This window comes from Bradyrhizobium sp. ARR65, from assembly GCF_000472385.1.
In the GTDB taxonomy this organism is placed as follows: Bacteria; Pseudomonadota; Alphaproteobacteria; order Rhizobiales; family Xanthobacteraceae; genus Bradyrhizobium.
In genome coordinates this window covers 19,648-42,952 of sequence record NZ_AWZU01000053.1, presented here as the reverse complement: position 1 = coordinate 42,952, position 23,305 = coordinate 19,648, and the positions used below count along the sequence as shown (strand labels likewise).

Sequence of the window (23,305 nt, the reverse complement as noted above, 5' to 3'; positions counted from 1 at the left end):
GACGGCAGCGGCCGGACCACCAGCGTGATTGGCTGCTTCAAGCCCGCCGGCGGAGGCGAACCGACATCGCCGCGCTCAAAAGCGGCGCTGAGCGCCGCGTCGCGCCGACGCTCACCAAAGCTGTCAAGCAGCTTGACGCGAGCAACCCCGCCCGAAGTTGTGATCCATAGCGTGATCGCGAGCCGCTGAGCATCCGGCAGGTCGGCGTCGATGCCGCAGATCGTTTGCAGAACCATTTGCTGTATTGCCGCAAAATAAAAAATAAGAAGCGTGAGGAGACCTGGCCGGGGAGAACTCAGTGTCGCCCGTCAAGGCGGGCGCGGCCACTAGCCTTACGTTACCCGGCGTGTAATCGCGCACCGTCAATCCCGTTCCTTCGAGCAGCACTCGTAGCGCTTCGTCCGGAGACATGTTGCCTGCAACCGGTGAGGAGACAAGATTTTGCGTCTGACGTCCATCGACGATGACTTCAAAACCGGTCGCTGCACCAAAAGCGGCAAGCGCCTTTGCCAACGGCTGGCCGGGAATGTTGAGCGTGATCGCGTCGGCCCGACCCTCAACGCGTTCCTGTTCCGACGCAGAGGCCGGCAGTGCCAATATCCCCGCTGCAGAACAGGCCACGAGAAGCACACAAGCCAAATAGGCTATGACAAGGACCCCATATGATCCGCGGTCGCCAAGATCAGGGCAAGTCCCTAAGCCCCTCATGAAATTACCTCGTCCCACAGTCCGTGCCGTCAGTACCAGCTTGCAAAAGCGTCATATGTACTTCTCGGAACGACGCACACGATTTTAGATTATAGGCGCAGCCTGTGACATTTTTGCTAGATAGGGCGTTAGGACGGTCAGGCCGCTACATGGCACTGGAGTGATTAATCCTCTCGCGTCTCACCGATTAAGTGGCACAGCGAGTCAGTGAGTGAGACAGTGAGACACCAGAGAACGGGGCGACGAGATCAGCCCTTCGAGGGCAAGCGCTGCACCAACCCGATGCTGATGTTCTAGATTAGAGGCTGTACCAAACCGACGCCGAGTCAGGCGAGTCAGATGAGACAGTGAGACACCCGCTGCAACGTGGTTGAGCAGGCCATAGAGACGCCGCTCGGTTCGGAGGTGGCCGGTGGTGGCGAGGCGAGAGCTTCTGACCGACCATTTGGACTCTGTGCTGCCGGCTGGATCGGCGCGCCCATTGGCTCTTCGGGTTTGAAAGCGGCGGCCAGTCCTATACCGGCGCCGGGATGGAGCCGGCGAGCCTTTCCAGGGAGATCGGGCCCATAGCTTCCCCGGCCAGTGTGAAGAGTATCTCACGCTCGCTAGACGCGGGCGAGTCGGATGAGACACTCCGAGTCACCGCTACCGCCGGTCCACGCTCGGCATGTCCTCCTCCACCGACGCCCTTCAAGGTTTGCTGGAAGCCACGGCCTTGGCCTAGTGCTCGTCGCGGAGGGGGTTGCGGCCGACACGTTCGCTCATACATCGCAGTTGCTGACGAGGTTGCCGCTCGCAAACTCGAGCGCTATTTCAAGTCAGGCTCCGGAAAGGCATTGCCAAGAAACGGCTGTTTGAAAATATCATTCATACAAGCACCGACCGCTAACGAGGCGCTGCCTCGCGCCGCGCGCCGGTTCTATTGTAAAGCCGTCATCCCGAGATCGATGCAACGATCGCCGCGTTCATTCTCGTTGCTGTCCGGCCTTTCATCCCGACGGCCCAAGCTTAAACGAAAGCACGCTCGTAACGGTACGCGCGGCGCAAGGCGCCGCTCTCGTACTCAGCCGCTACAGCCGCGCGGCTCAATGCGCGCTGATCCAGGCGCGGGCTTCGCGCTGGGCGCGAGCAATCTCTTCGTCGGACATCTGCTCGGCGACCTCGCGGCGAAGCGCGATCCCATCGCCGCGACCCTTGAGCGCCGCCAGGTTGAACCATTTGTGGGCGGCTACGAGATCGACGAGGCCAGAGCGGCCGCTCGCCCAGTACAAGCCGCGCTCGAACAACAGGTCCGGGATCGCAGTCGCCGCAACCGGCGTCGCCGCATCCTGATCGATCAAACCCTGAAACATACGCACTCCCCTTTTTCTTCTTGCCGCAGCTCGTGCGAGCCGCGGCCCCTGTCCACTTCTGTCACTATCCCCCAAGCCGCTGCGGGCTTGTTGAGGCAGATCATGACCGATCAAATTTGAAAGGCAGTTTAAGAGGTGCGATGAACCGGACGTAAACGCGGCGTGCCCCTGCCTACCCGCTGAGTTCTAGAAGTGCCGGAATTGCAAGGCTTCCTGCCGCTTCGAGAGATTCGGTTTACCGTGCCGGTTCGGTTCGCGATAACCATTGCGGCATCAATCGCGAGCTTCCCTTCTCGTCGGCGCGAAAGCTTGCGGAAAGCAGGGACCCATTAGGCAACACCCAGCCGCCCGCGTCATGTCCGGGCTCGTCCTGGCCGTCCACGATTTTGTTGCGACGAAGAAAGACGTGGATACCCAGGACAAGCCCGGGCACGGCGAGCAACGTTTGACTGTCTTCGCAATGACGCCGGCCTGTGATGGCTCCCGGCTCTGCGCGTAGCCTGCCATCGGACGCAGCGACCCGTTGAGTGTTGCCGGAAGTTCGCTTGGCTGGGACAACGGGCGATATCGGCGGCAAGACGAAACGCCCACCACGCTTGAATGCTTGCTATCAATGTCGGGGAAAGAAAGGGAAGGCTCGCTGACGTTTTTTCGCCTTCGGGGGAACGAGGGCGTCGGCGAACACGTCAGGACCAGATCTCATCCGGAGATGAGCCCCGGTGAAACTGCGGTCCTCTAATCGAGGATCCGCATCGAACGAAGAAACCTTGTTTCTTCTGCCGGACCGGCTTTGCGAGGCGAAGCCTTCGAAAGTGATGGTCCGGCCGCTCGACCTGATGTCTCGCCGACACCCTCTTTCGTCAATCGGAGCTACCAGGATCTCCCATCGGCTCCAATGACGTGCCGGCAACAAGCCTGCCGGCATTCGTAAGCCAGGCGAGGCTTACTTCTTCTTCTTGGCGACCTTGCGGGTCTTCTTCGCAGTCTTCTTCACTGCGCTCTTCGCCTTCTTCGCCTTCTTCGCTTTCTTAGCCATAGTGCCCTCCGATCTAAGTGAGATGGCTATCATTCGCTGCGTGCACCCGGGAATCGAGATGCACGACATCCCGAATACACCAACACGGCGAAAAAAACAGCGTCCCGCTTAAGGAAGTGTTGACGCGTCGATCCGTGTGCGTGCAGTGCGCATCGACTCAACACAACGCGAAGATTGCGAGCAGCGATGCAAGAAGTGCGGCAAAGATCGACGCTTCCATTTGTCGAGAATTCAAGAAGTGCCTGTGCCGCAGCGGTTTTTTGCATTCATCGATGATGCGCTTCTTGCGACGATGATGTTGCTGCGATCAGCGAAAGCCCCGCGGACGACGCTTGTTCGAAGTCCGAGTCGCGATTTTCGGCAATGAAAAAAATTTTGGGAGTAACCCTGCAAAGCCGCCTCGCGGGGGGCGAGAGAGCACCGTCACGGGCGAATCGAGGCGGTCGATTCGTGATCGGCGGAGTGCCGATTGACGGCGAAGCGCGACTTGGTACGTCCGCCGAAGTGGCGTGCAGCAATGGCCTCGAGCCGCTCGTCAAGCTGTGATCGCCCGGCTTGCCGCCTGTGCTGAAGCTCCGGCGCGCCCCGGACTCGTGAGCCTCGTCGAAGCCTTGGCGTAGACGGGACCGGGGCGATGCAGTACGCCGCGGCGCGCATCGTGAATTCGCAACGGGCGTCACGGGTTGCTGGATGCCCCGCATTCGCGGGGCATGACGTGTGGAAAGTCCGTCCGAAACCCGACGACTTACACGCCGAGCTTTTCCTTCAGCAGCGCATTGACGGCCTTGGGATCGGCCTTGCCGCCGGTCGATTTCATGACCTGGCCGACGAACCATTGGATCGCCGCGGGCTTTGCGCGCGCCTGCTCGACCTTGTCGGGGTTGGCGGCAATGATACCGTCGACCACCCTCTCGATCGCGCCGACGTCGGTCACCTGCTTCATGCCGCGCTCCTCGACGAGGCGCTTGGGATCACCGCCCTCCAGCCAGACGATCTCGAACAGGTCCTTGGCGATCTTGCCGGAGATGGTGCCCTCCCCGATCAGATCGATGATGGCAGCCAATTGCGCGGCCGAAACCGGCGAGGACGCGATGTCCTTCCCCTCCTTGTTGAGGCGGCCGAACAGCTCGTTGATCACCCAGTTGGCGGCAACCTTGCCGTCGCGCTTGGCGTCGGCGAGCTTGGCGAGCACCGCTTCGTAGAAGTCGGCGCTCTCGCGCTCGGCGACCAGGACGCCGGCGTCATAGGGCGACAGCCCGAGATCGGCGATGAAGCGCGCCTTCTTCTGGTCCGGCAGCTCCGGAAGCTTCGCTTTCAGCTCGTCGACGAAGGCTTGGCTGAACTCAAGCGGCAGCAGGTCGGGATCAGGGAAATAGCGGTAGTCGTGCGCCTCTTCCTTGGTGCGCATCGAACGCGTTTCGCCCTTGTTGGGGTCGAACAGGCGCGTCTCCTGCTCGATCGCGCCGCCATCTTCGAGGATCTCCACTTGCCGGCGCGCCTCATACTCGATCGCCTGTCCGATGAAGTTGATCGAGTTCATGTTCTTGATTTCGCAGCGGGTGCCGAGCGGTCCACCGACCTTGCGCACCGAGACGTTGACGTCGGCGCGCAAGTTTCCCTTCTCCATGTCGCCGTCGCAGGTACCGAGATAGCGCAGGATCGAGCGCAGCTTGGTCACATAGGCCTTGGCCTGCTCGGCGTCGCGGATATCGGGCTTGGAGACGATCTCCATCAGCGCGACGCCCGAGCGGTTGAGATCGACATAGGATAGGCTCGGCGACTGGTCGTGCAGCGACTTGCCGGCGTCCTGTTCCAGATGCAGCCGCTCGATGCCGATGGTCGCGGTCTTGCCGCCGTCGAGTTCGACCGTCACCTCGCCCTCGCCGACAATAGGCGATTTGTATTGGCTGATCTGGTACCCCTGCGGCAGGTCGGGATAGAAATAGTTCTTGCGGTCGAACACCGAACGCAGGTTGATCTTGGCGTTCAGACCCAGCCCCGTGCGCACCGCCTGCTTGACGCATTCCTCGTTGATGACAGGCAGCATGCCGGGCATCGCGGCATCCACCAGCGAGACATGGCTGTTCGGCTCGCCGCCAAAGGCGGTGGAGGCGCCGGAGAACAGTTTTGACTTGGAGGTGACTTGGGCATGCACCTCCATGCCGATTACGATCTCCCAGTCGCCGGTTGCGCCCTTGATCAGCTTGCCGCTTGCTGCCGTCATGCCTTGCCATCCTCGATGAGGGCGGAAGCGATCCGCTCCCATTCGGTCTCCAGAGAATCCTTCGCCACCGGCTGGCCCGCCTGCCGGTACCAGTAGCCGGCGTTGCCAAGATCGCCTTCGACGCGGTGCAGATAGGCATGCACCCAGGCCGCCTCGCGCGTCGTCTCGTCCTGGACGATCTTGTGGGCCTTGTCCCAGTCGCCCTTAGCCGCCCACCAGAGCGCCGCGAGCGGCGGCGCCAGCGCAGGCGCGGGCGATGCGCCCGACAGGCTCGCCTTGAACGCCGCGGTGCTCACCACCACCTCTCGGGCGTAAAGCGCCCCGCCGCCTGCTCGATCACCTCGCCCAGGGAGAAGAGCGTCTCCTCGTCAAAGGGTTTTCCGATCAACTGCAGCGCCAGCGGCAAACCCTGTGCATCCTTGCCGGCGGGCACCGCGATGCCGGGCAGGCCCGCCATGTTCACGGTCACCGTGAAGATGTCGTTCAGATACATCTCGACCGGATCGCCGCCACCCTTCTCGCCGAGACCGAAGGCCGCCGACGGCGTCGCGGGCGTGAGGATCGCGTTGATGCCCTTCGCAAACAACTCCTCAAAGTCCTTCTTGATCAGGGTACGTACCTTTTGCGCACGCAGATAATAGGCGTCGTAATAACCGGCTGAGAGCACATAAGTGCCGATCATGACACGGCGGCGCACCTCGGCGCCGAAACCGGCGGCGCGGGTGTTCTCATACATGTCGCTGATGCTGCCGCCCGGCACGCGCAGCCCGTAACGCACGCCGTCATAGCGCGCGAGGTTCGAGGAGGCTTCCGCCGGCGCGACGATGTAATAGGCCGGCAGCGCATATTTGGTGTGCGGCAGCGACACTTCGACCAGCTCGGCGCCGGCCGCCTTCAGCCAGGCAGCGCCCTCGCTCCAGAGCTTTTCGATCTCGGCCGGCATGCCGTCGAGGCGATACTCCTTGGGGATGCCGATCTTCATGCCCTTCACCGATCTTCCAACCGCAGCCTCATAGTCGGGCACGGGCGCATCCACCGAGGTCGTGTCCTTCGGATCGTGGCCGGCCATCGAACGCAACAGCAGCGCGGCATCGCGCACGCTGCGCGCGATCGGACCCGCCTGATCGAGCGAGGATGCAAAGGCGACAATGCCCCAGCGCGAACAGCGGCCATAGGTCGGCTTGATGCCGACGGTCGCGGTGAAGGCCGCAGGTTGGCGGATCGAGCCGCCGGTATCGGTTGCGGTGGCGCCCATGCAGAGCAGCGCGGCGACCGCCGACGCCGAGCCGCCTGAGGAGCCGCCCGGCACCAGCGTCGTAGTGGAGCCCTCGCGCCGCCAGGGGTTTGCCACCGGGCCGAAGCAGGAGGTCTCGTTCGACGAGCCCATGGCGAACTCGTCATTGTTGAGCTTGCCCAGCATGACCGCGCCGTCGCGCCAGAGCTGCGCCGTGACAGTGGACTCATATGTCGGCACGAAGTCTCCGAGAATCTTCGAGCAGGCGGTGGTGCGCACGCCCTTGGTCGCGAACAGATCCTTGATGCCAAGCGGAATGCCCGCGAGCGGCCCGCCGTCGCCCTTGATGATCCGGCTATCCGCCTCGCGCGCCATGGCGCGCGCCTGGTCCGGCGTCTCCAGCACGAAGGCGTTGAGCGCACGCGCCTCCTCCATCGCCTTCAGATGGGCGTCGGTCAGTTCCAGCGACGTGAACGATTTTTTCGCAAGGCCCTCGCGGGCCTCGGCGAGCGTCAGCGATGTGAGAGCGGTCATTTATTGATCGGGCTGCAGAAGAACGGAGACAGGGTCTTGTCGTTTTTGGGATCGTCTTGCTTGGCACGCGCGTTGGCTTGCGCCTGCGCCTCGAGTTGATCGAGCACGGCATTGACCGCAGTTTCCGGATCGGCGGCCTTGCCCTGCCGCTCCATCGCGTCGAGATAATTCATGTAGGCCTGATAGGCCTTTTCATCGTCGCAGAGCAGACACATCGGACTTCCTGTCTCGGGTAATTGCGCACTTCGAATCCGAAGGCGCGACTAGACTATTCGACGACCTTCGGCACCAGGAAGAAATGGTTGTCCGTCGCCGGCGCATTCTTGACGATATCATCGGGGATCTCGCCATCATTGACCACGTCGACCCGTTTCTTCATCTCCATCGGCATCACCGATGTCATCGGCTCCACGCCGGCGACATCGACCTCCGACAATTGCTCGACGAAGGACAGAATCGCGTTCAGCTCGCCCTGCAGGTGCGGAACCTCTGAAGCGGTCACCTTGATCCGCGCCAAATGCGCGATGCGGCGAACGGTATCGGCGTCGACAGACATTATATAAGGCCTCAAACGGCAGATTCACCCTGCCGTATAGCAGAGCCCGGTTTTGCACCGCAACCGCAGACGCCTGTCAGCCCGCTTTTCCTCGCTGGATCGGCGTCGGGGGGAGCCGACGATGGGGGCTAACCGGCTCGTTTTGCCGCGGAGAGCCCCGCCGAAACAACGCCGGCCTGCGGAGATAGGCCGTGACCGATGCGCTTGAGCATCTCAAGCCATCGCCCGAAGGCGGAGGGCGAGAGCGCTCGCGCATAGAGAAAACCCTGAACGGCGTCGCATCCGAGTTCGCTGAGCAGATTGGGCTGTTCCCCGATCTCACCACCTTCCGCGACGACGGTGAGGTGCAAACTCTGGCCCACGCGCGCCACCGTGGTCACGATGGCCTTGGCAGCCGTCCTTCTCGACGTCCTGCATGAAGCTGCGGTCGATCTTCAACTCGCGGATCGCATTCATCGTCTCGATCGCGACGCCGAACTAACTCACGCGGAAATCGCCATCGACGAACACAATGGCGTCGTTTGCCCGCTCGAGCGCGGCGAGCGGCAGTTCCGGGGTTTCGGCCGCAGACAAATCGTGGGCGCATCGTCTAACCTTGGACCTGTCTTGCAAGGCAGCGACGTGGACTTGCGCAGACGAGTGAGCATGTTGGACGGAAAGCCTATCGCTCCAACGGTGTGGAAAGCGTTTGCTCGCACCGCGCGGCGGGCTGGAGAGGGATCCTCCCTAATAATCAGCTATTCTGTCGCCGCCTTCGCGCTGGAGGGCGACAGCGCGCCGGAGACCCATCGACCCCGCTTCGGTATTACGCTACGCAGAAAGCGCACGCATGCGCGAAAGCGCTTCGCCCGCCAGCGCGCGGGTCAGTTCGGTCGCCGGCACATCGCGTCCCATCCGTACCGCCTGCCCCGCCCAGAGATTGGTGAAATCGATCCGCCCCTGCTTCTCCGCGGCCTGGCGCAGCGGCGCCAGCGCGGTCGCGGCATGGGGAAAGGACGGCGCATCAGGCGAAATCGGGCCAACCTCGCGCATGACCCGGTTGGCGACGCCGCGCGCGGGACGCCCGGTCATGACATTGGTGATCACGGTGGAATCGTCGCGCGCATCGGCGAGCGCCGCCCGCGCAGGCGCGATCACCTTGGACTCCGGACAGCGCAAATAGGCGCTGCCGATCTGCACCCCGCTAGCACCGAGCGCGAACGCCGCCGCGATGCCGCGCCCGTCGGCGATGCCGCCGGTGGCAATCACCGGCACCTTCACCGCATCCACCACCTGCGGTACCAGCGCAAACGTACCCGGCTGTTCGGCGATGTTGTCGGTGAGAAACATGCCGCGATGGCCGCCGGCCTCGGCACCTTGTGCGATGATGATGTCTGCGCCGTTCTGCTCCAGCCAGATCGCTTCCTTGACGATCGTCGCCGACGACATCACGAGACAACCGGCCGCCTTCACGCGCTTGAGCAGCGCCGGCTCCGGCAGGCCGAAATGGAAGCTGACGATCTCGGGCTTCAGCTCCTCGACAACCGCGCACATCGCCGCATCGAACGGCGCACGGTTGGCGGCGTTGACGGGCGCCGCAGGGTCCAACCCAAACTCTCCGTAATAGGATGCAAGCCGCTCTCGCCAACCCGATTCGCGCTTGGCGTCCGCGGCGACGGGTTGGTGGCAGAAAAAGTTCATGTTGATGGGCGCTGTGACCCGCTGGCGGATGATGTTGACCTGCTCGCGCGCCTTCTCAGCCGAGAGCATCGCGCATGGCAGCGACCCCAGCCCTCCTCCTTGCGCCACCGCGATCACGAGGTCGGCATCCATGACGCCCGCCATCGGCGCCAGCACGATCGGAAATTCGGTCTTGATGAGATTGAGCAAACGGCGGTCCGGCCACATGGTTTGGTCTTTCGATTGAGAAGGCGACTTTCGTGGCACATTAGTCCGCTCCGATCGCGGCGAGAATTCAATAATCGAGAACATGTCGGTCTCGATCGTAAAACAGAATGTGAGCCTGCGATCGGCTTTGCCTGAACGCCGGCCTGCGTGTTATGCCGCAGCATGCCTGCCCCTATCCTCCCCCTCATCGACGCGGCCGCGCATTGGCCGGCGCGCGGCGCGCTGGTCGGGCTTGATCTCGGCACCAAGACGATCGGCGTCGCGGTGTCCGATCCGGACCGCAGGCTCGCCACCGGCGTCCAGACCATCAAGCGCAAAGCGTTCAAGGCGGATGCGGCGCGGCTGCTCGCGATCGCCATGGAACGCAAGGCGGCCGGCTTCGTGCTGGGATTGCCCATCAACATGGACGGCAGCGAGGGCCCGCGCGCGCAATCGACCCGCGCCTTTGCCCGCAACCTGTCGCAGCTCACCGAGCTTCCGATTGCGCTGTGGGACGAGCGATTGTCGACGGCGGCGGTCGAGCGCGAATTGATCGGCATGGACGTGAGCCGCGCCAAGCGCGCCGAGGTGATCGACGAGCACGCCGCGATCTTCATCCTGCAGGGCGCACTCGACCGGCTGGCGAATTTGCGGACGGGCTGAGGCTAGGAAGGAGCCCGCAGCCGTTCGTCATAGCTGTGACGGAGAGGAAAGACGGTGCCTACGACTGCCCCGCCAGCCAGATCGTCTGGATCACAGCTCCGAGATTGTTCAGCCCATGCAGGACGATCGTCAGCCAGGTCGAGCCACTGCGGTAGCGCAAGTATCCGAACCAGAGACCCAGCATGAACACTTCGGCGAAGAAGTACCAATCATATTGCAGGTGCAGGCTCGTCCACACCAGCGACGACAGAACGATCGCGCCAATCGGGCCAAGAACCGTCTCCGACCAGCCGCGATAGAGAAAACCGCGCGCGAAAAGTTCTTCCGAGACCGGTGCAGCGACGCAGAAGGCGACGATCAACAGCCAGAGCGCACCGTCGCTGCGCGCCGATTTCAAGACATTGACCATGAAGTCCGGCGAGCTCTCGTGGCCGACCAGGCGAGACAAGAGCTCCCAAAGGCCAAGTATGGCAACGAGGCCGATCGCACCGATCAGGAGGTTTTTCCAGGGCGTCCAGCGCAGCGCGAGGTAGTCGGCAAATGGCCTCGTCGTGAAGCGGATCGCAAGCCAGAGCGCCGCGACCACCGCCGGCAGCCCCATGATCACCGAGAGCGAAATCGTCGTGCCGCTGCCTGCAGCATCCCGGATCGCCTCCTCAATGGAGATCCCGTCACCCTTTTTCAGGACCACATAACCCACGACCGCGATCTGACCGACGAACAATGCGGCGAAGGCGAATACGCCCCATAACGTGGTGCCCCAGAAATGCCAGACACGGCGCCTCTTTGGCGCTTCGACGATGAGGGACGGGTTTTCGGGATTGAGAGAGTCCATCAAGTCACTTTCACGGCAGCGCCCGCTCGAGGAGCGCGCGGATATCATCATTTGTGAACTCCACCGAGCCATACATGCCGGTGTGATTGGCCGCAAGCCGGGTTGCCGCGAACAGCTCGGCCTGACGCGGGGCCACTCTGTTCAACGCCGCAGCAGCCGCCAGCAGCGCCAGTTTTTCCACGGCGGTCCGCGCGACGCGCTCACTGTCAGGCCGACGGAACGCCTTGCCGATGAAGGCAACCGCCTCACCCGCGCCAGATAGTCCCTGCGTCTCCTCTGACAGTGCACGCAACACGGCGAGCGCGGCCTCGGCCTCCCGCGATAGCGCCCGCAGCACGTCGAGGCACATCACATTGCCGGAACCTTCCCAGATCGCGTTGACCGGCGACTCCCGGTAATGCCGCGCCAGGATCCCTTCCTCGACATAACCATTGCCGCCGAGGCACTCCATCGCCTCGTAAAGGAAGGGCGGCGCGCCCTTGCAGACCCAGTATTTGATGGCGGGCGTAAGCAGCCGCATGTAGGCGGCCTCGCTCGGCTCCTGCGGCGCGCGGTCGAAGGCGCGGCAGAGCCGCATCACCAGTGCAACCGATGCTTCCACATGCAATGCCATATCCGCCAGCACCGCCTGCATCAGCGGCTGATCGGCGAGGTGCTTTTGGAACACGCTGCGATGGCGTGCATGATGCAGCGCATGCGCAAGCCCGGAACGCATCAGGCCTGCGGAGGCGATGGCGCAATCCTGCCGCGTGAGCTGCACCATCTGGATGATGGTGCGGATACCCTTGCCCTCCTCGCCGACCGGCAGGGCGTAGGCACCGACGAACTCGACCTCGCTCGAGGCGTTGGAGCGGTTGCCAAGCTTGTCCTTCAGCCGCTGGAACTGCACTGCGTTGACCGAACCATCGGGCGCAAAGCGCGGCATGAAGAAGCAGGTCAGCCTGCCTCCCGCCTGCGCCAGCACCAGAAACGCATCGCACATCGGCGCCGACATGAACCATTTATGCCCGGTGAGACGGTAGCCCTCGGCGGTACGCTCCGCGCGCGTCATATTGGCGCGCACGTCGGTGCCGCCCTGCTTTTCGGTCATGCCCATGCCGAGCGTCATGCCGCGCTTGGTCCACCAGGGGGCGAACGTCGGATCATAGGCGCGCTGCGCGATGAGAGGCATGGTCTTGGCGAGCAGATCCGCCTGGCTGGCGAGCGCGGCGACCGAGGCGCGCGTCATGGTGATGGGACAGAGATGGCCGGTCTCCACTTGCGCAGCCATGTAGAATTTCGCGGCGCGCACGACCTCGCTGGGCGCGCCCGCCGGCTTGCCGTCGGCCGTCCAGGTCGAATTATGCAGGCCCGCATGGGCCGAATGCGCCATCAACTCGTGATAGGAGGGATGAAACTCGACCTCGTCGCGGCGGTTGCCGCGGGAATCGAAGGTCTTGAGCTTGGGCGTGTTTTCATTGGCAAGCCGGCCGCGCGCGGCCATCGCCGCCGAACCCCAGTGCCGGCCGAAATCGGACAGTTCCTTTGCCGCATCCGCAGCGCCATTGGCCGCAACCGCGTCGACCAGCGGCTTGTCCACCGTGAAAAGATCAACGTTCTCGAACGGCGGCGACTGGTTGAAAACCTCGTGGGTCGCGAACGAGGGCTTGGTCATGGCCGATACCTCCGCAAGGAATCATGGCCGGCGCGGCGAAACCGGGAAATCATAGGCCGCCCCGCCCGCGCCCGGCAGCGAAAAGTGCCGCCACTCCCTGGCATAGTTCACAAAGCCTTGCCGCGCCATGTCACCACGGCTCGACGTCGTCATGGCCGGGCTTGGGCTGGTCCTTCATGCGGCACCGTCATTCCGGCATGGTCCGAAGGACCAGACCCCGGAATCCCGAGATTCCGGGTTCGTCGCCTGCGCGACGCCCCAGAATGACCGGGAAAGTGGACCTGGACTCACCCGGGGATAACTCCCCTCGCCACCTTTCACACTTGCGGCCACAAGCATCCGCGCCTATAGCTCTGGCTTTAATGACATCGCCATCGAAATCGACCTTCGTCCTCGGCCACCGGCATTTGCTGGGAATCGAGGGACTTTCCGCTGCCGATATTACCGGCCTGCTCGACCTTTCCGAAGAGTATGTCGAGCTCAATCGCCAGATCGACAAGAAGCGCACATCTTTGCGCGGGCGCACGCAGATCAACCTGTTCTTCGAGGCCTCGACCCGCACCCAATCCTCCTTCGAGATCGCGGGGAAACGGCTGGGCGCCGACGTGATGAACATGTCGGTGTCCTCCTCCTCCATGCGCAAAGGCGAAACCCTGATCGACACCGCGGCGACGCTGAATGCCATGCACCCCGACATCCTGGTGGTGCGGCATCACGCCTCGGGCGCGGTGGAACTTCTGGCGCGCAAGGTCGACGGCTCCGTGGTCAATGCCGGCGACGGCGCGCATGAGCACCCCACCCAGGCGCTGCTCGATGCGCTCACGATCCGCCGCAACAAGGGCCGGATCGAGGGACTGGTGGTCGCGATCTGCGGCGATGTCCTGCACTCGCGCGTCGCGCGTTCCAACATCCTGCTGCTCAACACCATGGGCGCGCGGGTGCGCGTGGTCGCGCCCTCCACGCTGCTGCCGGTCGGCATCGAGCGGATGGGCGTCGAGGTCGCGCGCGATATGCGCGCAGGCCTGGAAGGCGCTGACATCGTCATGATGCTGCGCCTGCAGCGCGAGCGCATGAACGGCTCCTTCGTGCCGTCCTCGAGCGAATATTTCCACTATTTCGGGCTCGACCAGAAGAAGCTCGCCTACGCCAAGCCCGACGCTCTGGTGATGCATCCGGGGCCGATGAACCGCGGCGTCGAGATCGACTCCATCGTGGCCGACGGCGCGCAGTCGTTGATCCGCGAGCAGGTCGAAATGGGCGTGGCAGTGCGCATGGCGGTGTTGGAAGCGCTCGCCCGCAACTTGCCGAACGCCTAGTTCAGAACTGGGACACTGGAGAATGCCGATCCTGACCGACCGCCGCCCGATCCTGCTCGCCAATGCGCGCGTGGTCGATCCGTCGCGCGACTTCGATGGGCTTGCCGATGTGTTGATCGCCGACGGCGTCGTTCGCGAGATGCGGCGCGGCATCGGCGCGGCCGGCGTGCCCGAGGGCACCGACATTATCAACTGCACCGGCAAGATCGTCGCCCCCGGCCTGATCGATATGCGTGCCTTCGTCGGCGAGCCCGGCTTCAGTCATCGCGAGACCTTCGCCTCCGCGAGCCAGGCGGCGGCAAGCGGTGGCATCACGACGATCATCTGCCAGCCCGACACCGAACCGGTGATAGACAATTCGGCGACGGTCGATTTCGTGCTGCGCCGCGCCCGCGACACCGCCATCGTCAACATCCAGCCGATGGCGGCGCTGACCAAGGGTCTGCACGGCGAGGAGATGACCGAGATCGGGTTGTTGAAAGCGGCCGGCGCGGTCGCCTTCAGCGACGGCGCCAAGAGCGTCACCAACGCGCAGGTGATGCGACGGGCGCTCACCTACGCCCGTGATTTCGACGCGCTGATCGTGCATCACACCGAGGATCCCGATCTCGTCGGTGAAGGCGTGATGAACGAAGGCGAGTTCGCGGCAAGGCTGGGCTTAATGGGCATTCCCGACGCGGCCGAGGCCGTGATGCTGGAGCGCGACATGCGGCTGGTAGCGCTTACCGGCGGGCGCTATCACGCCGCATCGCTCTCCTGCATTGCTTCGCTCGAGATCTTGAAGCGCGCCCGCGATGCTGGGCTCTCGGTCAGCGCCTCCGTCTCGATCAATCACGTCACGCTGAACGAGAACGACATCGGCCCCTACCGCACCTTCCTCAAGCTGTGCCCGCCGCTGCGGACCGAAGACGACCGGCGGGCCCTGGTCCAGGCGGTATCGTCGGGCCTGATTGACGTCATCATGTCCGACCACAATCCGCAGGATGTCGAGGTCAAGCGCCTGCCCTTCGCGGAAGCCGCTTTTGGCGCCGTCGGCCTGCAGACCATGTTGCCGGCGGCCCTGCGACTGATCCACAATGGCGACATGGACTGGAAAACGCTGATCCGCGCCATGTCGACCCGCCCCGCCGAGCTGCTCGGCCTGCCGGGCGGCTCCCTGCGCGCGGGCGCGCCCGCCGACGTGATCGTGATCGATCCCGACACGCCCTGGGTGCTCGATCCCGCCGACCTGAAGTCGCAATGCAAGAACACGCCGTTCGATGAAGCCCGATTCTCGGGCCGCGTGGTACGCACCATCGTCGGCGGCCGCACCGTATATGAGCATGTCTAAAGCGCGGCATAGGCCCGCTGGGAGCCGCTCCAATGGGACCTGACGCTTTCCTGCCGGTCGCCTTTGTCATCGGCTATCTCTTCGGCTCGATCCCGTTCGGGCTGATCCTGACCAGGCTTGCGGGCACGGCGGACCTGCGCTCGATCGGTTCCGGCAATATCGGCGCCACCAACGTCCTGCGCACCGGCCGCAAGGGCTTGGCGGCCGCCACGCTGCTGCTCGACGCGCTGAAGGGCACGGCCGCGGTCATGATCGCGGGCTCGCTGGGCGGACCGAACGCGGCCATGCTGGCGGCGCTCGGCGCATTTCTGGGCCATCTGTTTCCGGTCTGGCTGAAATTTCGCGGCGGCAAGGGCGTCGCCGTTTATATCGGCGTAGTGCTGGCGCTGTTCTGGCCGGCGGCGGTAGTATTCTGCGTGATCTGGCTCACGACGGCCTTCGTCACCCGCTACTCCTCGCTCTCTGCGCTGGTTGCAAGCGTTGTCACGCCGCTGTTTCTGTGGTGGTTCGGCCATCCGGCGCTGGCCTCGTTGTTCGCCGTGCTGACGCTGCTGCTGTTCTACATGCATCGCGAGAACATCAAGCGGTTGCAGTCCGGCACCGAGGGACGAATCGGAGAGAAGCGGTAAAATCTCTCCTTCGTCATTCCGGGGCGCGTAGCGCGAGCCCGGAATCTCGAGATTCCGCGTTCGATGCTTACGCATCGCCCCGGGATGACGGAGCAAGACGATCGCGCACCCCACATCGCTGCAAAGTTACAACACATCGCGCAAATCCTGTTCGCAACGCGTTTGCAACGCTGGCAAGACTCTCTTTCGCCTGCCATCTTTGCTGCGGGGTAGTTCGCGTCAAACGGTTGCCGAAGATGAACGAGAACGATTCATCAGGCGCACAGCGGGGGCTGACTTTGCAGAGCACTACGCCATCTGAGGCGCGCGAGTTCCGGAGCGGCGCCAGCGCGCTGCTGGCTGCCGCAGACATCTGGTCGACGAACAGCGCGCCGACGGCGCCGACGGAAGCCGTCGCGGTAACGCCGGAAGCTGCGCCGGCCCAAACGCCTGAGGCCGTTCAAGGCACCGCGAAACCCGCGACCGTGCGCGGGCCGCGGCCATCCGAGCTTGCGGCGGAAGCGCGTTTCTTCTTCAATTCGATCGGAAAGCGGGCGCGACAAGCTCAACTTGCATCCCAAGCCAGCGCCATGGTCGGCGTGGCGCCGTCGACACCAGAGGCCATGCCGGGCTTGGCCGACGTTGCGGCCTGGCCGCCGCGAAAACTGTCGCTCGCCCTGCAAGGGGGCGGCTCGTTTGCGGCCTTCACCTGGGGCGTGCTGGAGCGGCTGCTCGAAGAGCCAGCTTGCGCCTTCGATGCCATCAGCGGCGCCAGCGCAGGCAGCGTCAATGCCGTGCTGCTGGCGTCCGGACTGGTCGAGGGCGGGCGGGAGCGCGCACGGACGCGGCTAGCGCAATTCTGGAATCGGATGGTGGATGAGGCATCGTTCCGCTCGCTGATGCTGCTCGGCGGATTTTCGCCGGCCGGAAGCTCTGTCGCTTTTGGCGCAGCATTGCGCTCGGGCCAATTCGATCCGCTCGACATCGACCCGCTGCGCAGGGTGCTCGCCAGGCACGTCAATTTCGAAGCGCTGCGCGCGCCGTCCTGCCCCAAGCTCCTGTTGGGAGCAACGCGCGTTCGCGATGGCGCGGCGCGCATTTTCCGCAATTCCGAGATCACCGCGGATGTAGTGCTGGCCTCGACCTGTCCTCCGCTCGTCCACTGCGCCGTCGAGATCGATGGTGATGCGCATTGGGACGGCGGCTTTGCAACCAATCCGCCGCTGGTCGACCTGGTGCAGGAGTCAACCGCGGCCGAGCTCTTGATCGTTCAAGTCACGCCGTCGCGCGACAGTTACGTGCCGATCACGGGTGCCGCAATCGATCGCCGCCTCGACCAAATCACCGCGAATGCAAGTTTGAACGCGGAAGTCGCCGCGCTCGAATGGGCGCGCGGCGCAGGCGCGAGCGCACCTCGGATCTCGCGGATCGCAGCGGAGGACGAGATCGACGGGCTCGCCCAGCGCAGTGCGGTCGATCTCGGCCGCGCCTTCGTGATGGCCTTGCACCGGAGCGGACGAACCGCCGCTGACCGCTGGCTGCGGGGGGCAACAAAGCCGGTCCCAGCGAAGCCGGAGTCGGCTCCGGTGCAGCCCTCGCGCGAGCCGGCGCTGGTCTAAATCCGCAGCGCGTCCTCGAGAAAACGCGCTGCCGCGAGCGCCTTTGCATCCTCGCCGACGCGCGCCACGATCTGCACGCCCACGGGCAAACCAGCGTCGGCAACATCGGCGGGGACGTTCACGCAAGGCGTGCCCAGCAAGGTCCAGAGCCGGTTGAAGCGCGGCTCGCCGGTTGAGGAGAGGCCCTTGGGCGCGGCACCTGGCGCGGAATAGGTCAGCACGACATCGACGTCGGAGAGTGCGTCGGCGAATGCAGCGCGTGCGCGATTGCCGATCTCCAGCGCCTCGGCATGGGCGGCTGGCGAGAGCCCGGCGGTCTCGTCCATCTTGGCCCGCAGCTTCGGCGCGATCTCGTCGCGATGCGCGGCGTATTCCCAGGCGAGCGCGCGATGCGCCTCGAAATCCTGGATGATCGGCTGGATCTGCCAGGCTTCGGCCACGACATCCGCGAGCTTGAGCGTGCGAACGGCCGCACCCGCGCGCTCGGCGGCGGCAGCCGCGATCCGCAACGCGGCATCGCTCGCCGCTTCCACGCTGCCCGCAAAATCCTGGGTGACCACGCCGATCCGCGGCGGCTTCGCCGGGGGCTCGCTCGCAAGGTCCGGGCGGCCGGTCATCGCCGACAACGCAACGGCCAGATCCTCAACGCCGGCCGCGAACAGCCCGACCGTGTCCAGCGTCCAAGAGTAGCATTTGACGCCGACCGTCGGCAGCAGCCGATAAGATGGCTTGATCGCGGCGATGCCGCAGAACGAGGCGGGCCGGATCACCGAGCCCGCGGTCTGCGTGCCCAGCGCCAGAGGAATCATGCCTGCCGCCACCGCCGCCGCCGAGCCCGCGGACGATCCGCCCGGCGTGTGGCCGTGATTGCGCGGATTGAGGGTCGCGGTCGGATCGAGTGCGGCGAACGTGGTGGTCGTCGTCTTGCCGACGATCGTTGCCCCTGCCCGCTTGAGCATCATCACGACAGATGCATCGGCACGCGGCTGCCATCCCTTGTAGATGGATGAGCCCATCTCGGTCGGCAGATCGGAGGTGTCGATGATGTCCTTGATGCCGACAGCGATGCCGCGCAGCGGTCCCGCGCCCGCGGCGCGCGGGGACTTGGCGCGGTGAACGAAGGCGCCGATCGCTTTTTCCTGCGCGTCGATGGCTTCCAACGATTGCGTCAGCGCGGCATCGGGCGACAGCTCACCATTCTCAATGCGGCGTTTGAGGTCGGAAAGGGAGATCATGGGCGGCGTTCCTTGCAGTGCTCTGCGTCGTATACCGTCATTCAGCGGCGATGCGAAGCATCGAACCTCAGGTGCGCAATTGCGCACCGGGGAATCCCGAGATTTCGGGTTCGCCTCTTCGAGGCGCCCCGGAATGACCAAGTGCCCCCTTCCCTACGCGCGCAGGTTGCTTCATGTTAGCGACGCAGGGGACCTTCGCGTGGACGCCATCACCTCACAGTTACAGCTCACCGACGCCGAGCGGATTGACCGCCTGCGGCTGATCCGCTCCGAAAATGTCGGGCCGCGCACGTTTCGCTCGCTGCTTGCCCATTGCGGCAATGCGCGCGAGGCGCTGCGGCGGCTGCCGGAGCTTGCACGCCGTGGCGGCGCGGGTCGGTTGCGGATCTGCGGCGAAGAGGAAGCGCGCGCCGAGCTTGGTGCTTGCCGAAAGTTCGGCATCGACCTGCTGGCGCCGGAGGAATCCGGCTATCCGCCGCGGCTTGCGACGATCGATGATGCGCCGCCGCTCCTGGCTGTGCGCGGTGCGAGCAGCAGCCTGATGCGGCCGATGATCGCGATTGTTGGCTCCCGCAACGCCTCCGCTGCGGGATTGAAATTCGCGCAGGTGCTGGCGCGCGAGCTCGGCGACGCCGGTTTTGTCGTCATCTCCGGGCTTGCGCGCGGCGTCGACCAGGCCGCGCATCGCGCCAGCATTGCCAGCGGCACCGTGGCGGTGCTGGCGGGAGGGCATGACCGCATCTATCCGGCCGAGCACGAGGATCTGCTTGCCGCCATTCTCGCATCAGAAGGCGCGGCGATCTCCGAAATGCCGCTCGGACACGAGCCGCGGGCGCGGGACTTTCCTCGCCGCAACCGGCTGATCTCAGGGGCTGCGCTCGGCGTGGTCGTGGTCGAGGCCGCGCAGCGCTCGGGCTCGCTGATCACCGCACGCATGGCGGCCGAACAGGGCCGCGAGGTCTTCGCCGTACCAGGCTCCCCGCTCGACCCGCGCGCCGCCGGCACCAATGATCTGATCAAGCAAGGCGCAACGCTGGTCACGGAAGCGGCCGACGTCATCCAGGCCGTCGCGCCGATCATGGAGCGGCCGATCGTGTTGCCGGCGAATGAACCGGACAGCGATCCGCTTGAAAGCGACCTGCCAAGCCCGGAGCGCGACCGCATCGTCACTCTGCTCGGGCCGACGCCGGTCTCGATCGACGATCTGATCCGGATGGCCGACATGCCCGCGTCGATGGTGCGCACGGTGCTGCTCGAACTCGAACTCGCCGGCAAGCTCGAGCGTCACGGCGGCGGGCTGGTGTCGCTGCTTTAGTCAAGCCGTGTCGTTGCGACCATCGAAACGCGCGCGGGCCGCTTCGATCTCGCGCCGGTGCTCTATCGCCCATTGGCCAAGCGCGATCACCGGCTTGCTCAAGCCGCGCCCGAGATCGGTCAATTCATAGTCGACGCGCGGCGGAATGCTCGGGAAGACAGTACGGGTGACCAGCCCGTCACGCTCCAGTCCACGCAAAGTCAAGGTCAGCATCCGCTGCGAAATGCCGTCGATCAGGCGTTTGATCTCGTTGAAGCGCCTTGGTCCGTCGCGCAGCATCATAATGACCAGAACGCTCCATTTGTCGCCGACGCGCGCCAGAATCGGCGCAACGGCGCGGCAGTCGGCGTGAGCATCGGGTTGGGGCGGGAGAACAGGAACTCTGGTGTGCTCAGGTTTCAAAGATGTGCCCGGGTTTCAAAAAAGTGCGTTCTTGCGGCGTTTGTGGACGGTCACTCATATAGCGCCGGTTACAAACCTATACCAAAGGGTGACTTCCATGACAAAACTTCTGCACATCGATTCCAGCGTGCTCGGCCCCCACTCGGTCAGCCGCCAAGTGACCGCGGCGATTGTCGATCGGCTGCGCCAGGCGACACCTGGCGTCGAGATTGTCTATCGAGATCTCTCCGCCTCGCCGCTTGCCCACCTGTCCGGAGCGCAGCTCGCGGCGGCCCAGGGCGCCCCCAATTCCGATCCGACCGTGCAGCAGGAACTCGCCACGAGTTCAGCCGTGCTGGCGGAGTTCCTCGCGGCCGACATCGTCGTGCTCGGCGCGCCCATGTACAATTTCACCATCCCAAGCCAGCTCAAGGCCTGGATCGATCGCATCGTGGTCGCGGGCAAAACCTTCAAATATGGCGCGCAGGGGCCGGAAGGACTGGCAGGCAACAAGCGCGTGATCGTCGCCATCTCGCGCGGCGGATTTTACGGTCCGGGCTCACCGGCCGAGGCATTGGAACATTTGGAATCCTATTTGCGCGGCGTGTTCGGCTTCATCGGCGTGACGAAGCCCGAGTTCATATCCGCCGATGGCATTCAGGTCGGCCCCGAGCATCGCGAAAAGGCGCTGGCAGGCGCGCTGCAGGCGGCGACCCAGCTTCACGCCGCGTAAGCGAACGCCTGTCGGCCGAGCCGCCGCCACGCGGCGGCAACTCGCGCGCAAAGCAAGGGAGCGTCAATACCAGTAGCCCTGTTGCCCAAACAGCAGGGCTACCAGCGAAACCAATACGCCGATGCCGGAGAAAAGCGCGATCGCGATGAGTTCGCTGCTCCAGGACGGCTTGCGCGCGGACTGCACGGACTTTCGCAGATCGTCACGGCTGAGTTGGGATTGCCAGCTATCGGATTTGTCCGAAACGCGCGCTGCGGGAATCGATAAACGAAGTGCTTTCGGCATAATATCGCTCCAATATTATTTTTTGAGAAATGACCTGCCTCGCAACAAAGGTATCGGCAGCGGCGCGCAAGGTTCAACGCTGCCTAAAATAACTGTTCAAGAAAAAGCGAGCGGCCAACGCCTTCCCTTAAGAGAACGCGCCGGCCGCTTTGTTTGGGAGGACGGACCCCGCCTTTAACCGCGGAAGATCGGCGCCCCCGCAGGCGAACCCGTCGCGCCGCCGTCGACAAAGATTTCCGCACTCTGCACATGTGCGGCATCGTCGGAGGCCAGGAACAGCACGGTTTTGGCGATGTGATCGGCTTCGGCCATTCTGCCGAGCGGGGTCGTGCGCGCAATGCGCTGCTCCAGCGCCGCAAAGGCCTCGGGCGTCGGGGCCGCGCCATTCCAGATCGGCGTCCGCGCACCGCCCGGTGCCACTACGTTGACCCTGATGCCACGCGGCGACAGTTCTGATGCCATCACCCGCGCCATCGCGCGCACACCCGCCTTGCTCGCGGCGTAGGCCGAATAGCCGGGATTGCCAAGCACGGAGATCACCGAACCATTGAGAATGATTGAGGCGCCGTCGTTCAAATATGGCAGCGCCGATTGCACGGTGAAGAACACCGAGGTGATGTTGGTCCTGATCACCGTCTCAAATGTTTCCAGGGTCGTCGAACCGAGTGGCGTGCTGCCGGGAATGCCGGCATTGGCAAAGAGGATGTCGAGCTTGCCGAATGTCTCGACCGCCCGCCTGATCGCCGCCTCGGTGGCTGCGTTATCGGTCGCATCCGCCGCCACTGCCAGCGCGCTCGCGCCCAGTTGGTTGGCCGCCGCGTCGAGGGTCTCCTTGTTGCGGCCGGTAATGGTCACTTTGGCGCCTTCGGCCACGAACAGCCTTGCGGTCGCAAGGCCGATGCCGCTGTTTCCGCCGGTAATCAACGCCGTCTTGTTCGCGAGTCTCACGAGTGCCTCCATTCCAGCTTGGTTGCATAATTAAACTATCCTTGCGATCTAGGCCATCTGGTTTTATAATGCAACTACACAAAGCGGTGATGCATGCGTCATCGAACGAAGATCTGGACGAGCGGCCATGGTGAAACGCACGAGCCTGGAAGGAGATGGATGCCCGATCGCGCGATCGCTGGACGTGATCGGCGACTGGTGGTCGCTGCTCATCATCCGCGACGCCTTTTTGGGTCGCCGTCGCTTCGGCGAGTTTCAAAAGAGCCTGGGGCTGGCCAAGAACATCCTCACGGCGCGGCTGCGCATGCTGGTCGAGGAAGGCATTCTCAGGATGGCGCCCGCCTCCGACGGCAGCGCCTATCAAGAATATGTGCTGACCGAAAAAGGGCGTGGCGTGTTCCCGATCCTGGTCGCGTTGCGGCAATGGAGCGAAGAGTTCGACCACTGCCCCGAAAGCATCGCAACCATCATGGTCGATCGCGAAAAAGGCCGGCCGGTGAAAAGGCTCGAGCTGCGCGCCCAAGATGGCCGCTTGCTCACGCCGGCCGATATCGCGCTAAAGCCTCGCCCCGCGGCAAAGCGTCGCCGGGCGAGCGCGTAAGCCGCGCGCTCAAGACAGCTTCCGCCGGCGGCGCAAATGATCTTCGGCTTCAAGCTGCGCCATCGCCAGCAGATGATTGAGCAGATGGAGCTCGTGGCGCCGGGCGAGTTCGGCGAGTTCGGACACCGTCTCGGCAATAAAAATGGCAGCCTCGTCCGCTCCGCCCTCCCCGGGCGGGTCATCATTTTCCGACTGGCGGTTTCTGCGCGACGCCGCCCGCTTCCGCTTGCGTCCAGTGCCGGCCACGCAATTGCATCCCGCTCGGTGTATTT

24 protein-coding genes and 1 pseudogene are annotated in these 23,305 nt (G+C 64.1%); 8 read left to right on the top strand and 17 right to left on the bottom strand.

Annotated features, from left to right (window positions below):
- Window positions 1-123: 123 nt before the first annotated feature.
- The 9 genes from F758_RS50240 to F758_RS0136125 all read right to left on the bottom strand — a co-directional run bounded on the left by F758_RS50240 (window position 124) and on the right by F758_RS0136125 (window position 9,531).
- On the bottom strand, window positions 124-597 hold the full coding sequence (locus F758_RS50240; RefSeq protein WP_157450333.1) for an STN domain-containing protein: 474 nt from the start codon (window positions 595-597) through the stop codon (window positions 124-126).
- Window positions 598-1,793: 1,196 nt separating this feature from the next.
- Window positions 1,794-2,060 carry a hypothetical protein gene (locus F758_RS0136180; RefSeq protein WP_024512431.1) on the bottom strand — a complete coding sequence of 89 codons (267 nt, stop codon included), beginning with the start codon at window positions 2,058-2,060 and terminating at the stop codon, window positions 1,794-1,796.
- Between the two features lie 1,781 nt (window positions 2,061-3,841).
- Window positions 3,842-5,320, bottom strand: a complete 1,479-nt coding sequence (gene gatB, locus F758_RS0136160; RefSeq protein ID WP_024512429.1) for an Asp-tRNA(Asn)/Glu-tRNA(Gln) amidotransferase subunit GatB — start codon at window positions 5,318-5,320, stop codon at window positions 3,842-3,844.
- On the bottom strand, window positions 5,317-5,622 hold the full coding sequence (locus F758_RS0136155) for a hypothetical protein (RefSeq protein ID WP_024512428.1): 306 nt from the start codon (window positions 5,620-5,622) through the stop codon (window positions 5,317-5,319). The genes gatB and F758_RS0136155 overlap by 4 nt, the downstream gene beginning before the upstream one ends.
- Window positions 5,613-7,088: an Asp-tRNA(Asn)/Glu-tRNA(Gln) amidotransferase subunit GatA gene (gatA, locus tag F758_RS0136150; protein WP_024512427.1), complete on the bottom strand. Its 1,476-nt coding sequence runs from the start codon at window positions 7,086-7,088 to the stop codon at window positions 5,613-5,615. The genes F758_RS0136155 and gatA overlap by 10 nt, the downstream gene beginning before the upstream one ends.
- Window positions 7,085-7,303, bottom strand: coding sequence for a hypothetical protein (locus F758_RS0136145; protein ID WP_024512426.1), 219 nt, complete (start codon window positions 7,301-7,303; stop codon window positions 7,085-7,087). Before F758_RS0136145 ends, gatA begins: the two co-directional genes overlap by 4 nt.
- 53 nt (window positions 7,304-7,356) lie before the next feature.
- Window positions 7,357-7,644, bottom strand: a complete 288-nt coding sequence (gene gatC / locus F758_RS0136140; protein ID WP_024512425.1) for an Asp-tRNA(Asn)/Glu-tRNA(Gln) amidotransferase subunit GatC — start codon at window positions 7,642-7,644, stop codon at window positions 7,357-7,359.
- Window positions 7,645-7,772: 128 nt separating this feature from the next.
- A complete protein-coding gene (locus F758_RS0136135) occupies window positions 7,773-8,006 on the bottom strand; it encodes a hypothetical protein (RefSeq protein ID WP_502689205.1) in 234 nt (77 codons plus the stop codon).
- Window positions 8,007-8,454: 448 nt separating this feature from the next.
- Window positions 8,455-9,531, bottom strand: a complete 1,077-nt coding sequence (locus F758_RS0136125; RefSeq protein WP_024512423.1) for an NAD(P)H-dependent flavin oxidoreductase — start codon at window positions 9,529-9,531, stop codon at window positions 8,455-8,457.
- 162 nt (window positions 9,532-9,693) lie between these two features.
- Here F758_RS0136125 and ruvX point away from each other — a divergent pair, with 162 nt between their 5' ends.
- The gene (gene ruvX, locus F758_RS0136120) at window positions 9,694-10,173 is read left to right on the top strand and encodes a Holliday junction resolvase RuvX (RefSeq protein WP_024512422.1); all 480 of its coding nucleotides are present in this window, start codon (window positions 9,694-9,696) and stop codon (window positions 10,171-10,173) included.
- A 58-nt stretch (window positions 10,174-10,231) separates the two neighbouring features.
- On the opposite strand, the gene F758_RS0136115 is transcribed toward ruvX, so the two are convergent.
- From F758_RS0136115 to F758_RS50235, 3 genes and pseudogenes are all read right to left on the bottom strand, one after another.
- On the bottom strand, window positions 10,232-11,008 hold the full coding sequence (locus tag F758_RS0136115) for a CPBP family intramembrane glutamic endopeptidase (RefSeq protein WP_024512421.1): 777 nt from the start codon (window positions 11,006-11,008) through the stop codon (window positions 10,232-10,234).
- A gap of 10 nt (window positions 11,009-11,018) precedes the next feature.
- Entirely contained in the window at window positions 11,019-12,662 is a 1,644-nt protein-coding gene (locus F758_RS0136110; protein WP_024512420.1) for an acyl-CoA dehydrogenase family protein, read from the bottom strand.
- Window positions 12,663-12,683: 21 nt separating this feature from the next.
- Window positions 12,684-12,791 (bottom strand): annotated as a pseudogene (locus F758_RS50235) (M15 family metallopeptidase); the annotation flags it as partial.
- 233 nt (window positions 12,792-13,024) lie between these two features.
- Between F758_RS50235 and F758_RS0136105 the strand changes: the two are divergent.
- From F758_RS0136105 to F758_RS0136090, 4 genes are all read left to right on the top strand, one after another.
- Window positions 13,025-13,978 (top strand): aspartate carbamoyltransferase catalytic subunit, encoded by a 954-nt coding sequence (locus F758_RS0136105; RefSeq protein WP_024512419.1) that lies wholly within the window; start codon window positions 13,025-13,027, stop codon window positions 13,976-13,978.
- A gap of 22 nt (window positions 13,979-14,000) precedes the next feature.
- A complete protein-coding gene (locus F758_RS0136100; RefSeq protein ID WP_157450331.1) occupies window positions 14,001-15,308 on the top strand; it encodes a dihydroorotase in 1,308 nt (435 codons plus the stop codon).
- Window positions 15,309-15,340: 32 nt separating this feature from the next.
- Window positions 15,341-15,937 carry a glycerol-3-phosphate 1-O-acyltransferase PlsY gene (gene plsY, locus F758_RS0136095; RefSeq protein WP_024512417.1) on the top strand — a complete coding sequence of 199 codons (597 nt, stop codon included), beginning with the start codon at window positions 15,341-15,343 and terminating at the stop codon, window positions 15,935-15,937.
- Window positions 15,938-16,173: 236 nt separating this feature from the next.
- The gene (locus F758_RS0136090) at window positions 16,174-17,535 is read left to right on the top strand and encodes a patatin-like phospholipase family protein (RefSeq protein WP_084305935.1); all 1,362 of its coding nucleotides are present in this window, start codon (window positions 16,174-16,176) and stop codon (window positions 17,533-17,535) included.
- Here the strand turns inward: F758_RS0136090 and F758_RS0136085 are convergent.
- A complete protein-coding gene (locus F758_RS0136085; protein ID WP_024512415.1) occupies window positions 17,532-18,770 on the bottom strand; it encodes an amidase in 1,239 nt (412 codons plus the stop codon). The two genes, F758_RS0136090 and F758_RS0136085, sit on opposite strands and share 4 nt — an antisense overlap.
- A 199-nt stretch (window positions 18,771-18,969) precedes the next feature.
- Between F758_RS0136085 and dprA the strand changes: the two genes are divergently transcribed.
- Window positions 18,970-20,085 carry a DNA-processing protein DprA gene (dprA, locus tag F758_RS0136080; protein WP_024512414.1) on the top strand — a complete coding sequence of 372 codons (1,116 nt, stop codon included), beginning with the start codon at window positions 18,970-18,972 and terminating at the stop codon, window positions 20,083-20,085.
- On the opposite strand, the gene F758_RS0136075 is transcribed toward dprA, so the two are convergent.
- Complete coding sequence (locus tag F758_RS0136075; protein ID WP_024512413.1) at window positions 20,086-20,487, bottom strand: winged helix-turn-helix transcriptional regulator; 402 nt, start codon at window positions 20,485-20,487, stop codon at window positions 20,086-20,088. It lies immediately after the preceding gene.
- A gap of 97 nt (window positions 20,488-20,584) precedes the next feature.
- On the opposite strand from F758_RS0136075, the gene F758_RS0136070 reads away from it, so the two are divergent.
- A complete protein-coding gene (locus tag F758_RS0136070; RefSeq protein WP_024512412.1) occupies window positions 20,585-21,199 on the top strand; it encodes an FMN-dependent NADH-azoreductase in 615 nt (204 codons plus the stop codon).
- A gap of 63 nt (window positions 21,200-21,262) precedes the next feature.
- Here the strand turns inward: F758_RS0136070 and F758_RS0136065 are convergent, their stop codons facing one another.
- Both F758_RS0136065 and F758_RS0136060 read right to left on the bottom strand, forming a co-directional pair.
- The gene (locus F758_RS0136065; protein WP_024512411.1) at window positions 21,263-21,484 is read right to left on the bottom strand and encodes a hypothetical protein; all 222 of its coding nucleotides are present in this window, start codon (window positions 21,482-21,484) and stop codon (window positions 21,263-21,265) included.
- Window positions 21,485-21,658: 174 nt separating this feature from the next.
- Entirely contained in the window at window positions 21,659-22,432 is a 774-nt protein-coding gene (locus F758_RS0136060) for an SDR family NAD(P)-dependent oxidoreductase (RefSeq protein WP_024512410.1), read from the bottom strand.
- Window positions 22,433-22,559: 127 nt separating this feature from the next.
- Between F758_RS0136060 and F758_RS0136055 the strand changes: the two genes are divergently transcribed.
- Window positions 22,560-23,033, top strand: coding sequence for a winged helix-turn-helix transcriptional regulator (locus F758_RS0136055; protein ID WP_024512409.1), 474 nt, complete (start codon window positions 22,560-22,562; stop codon window positions 23,031-23,033).
- Window positions 23,034-23,042: 9 nt separating this feature from the next.
- Here the strand turns inward: F758_RS0136055 and F758_RS51460 are convergent, their stop codons facing one another.
- A complete protein-coding gene (locus F758_RS51460; protein WP_024512408.1) occupies window positions 23,043-23,279 on the bottom strand; it encodes a hypothetical protein in 237 nt (78 codons plus the stop codon).
- Window positions 23,280-23,305 lie beyond the last annotated feature (26 nt).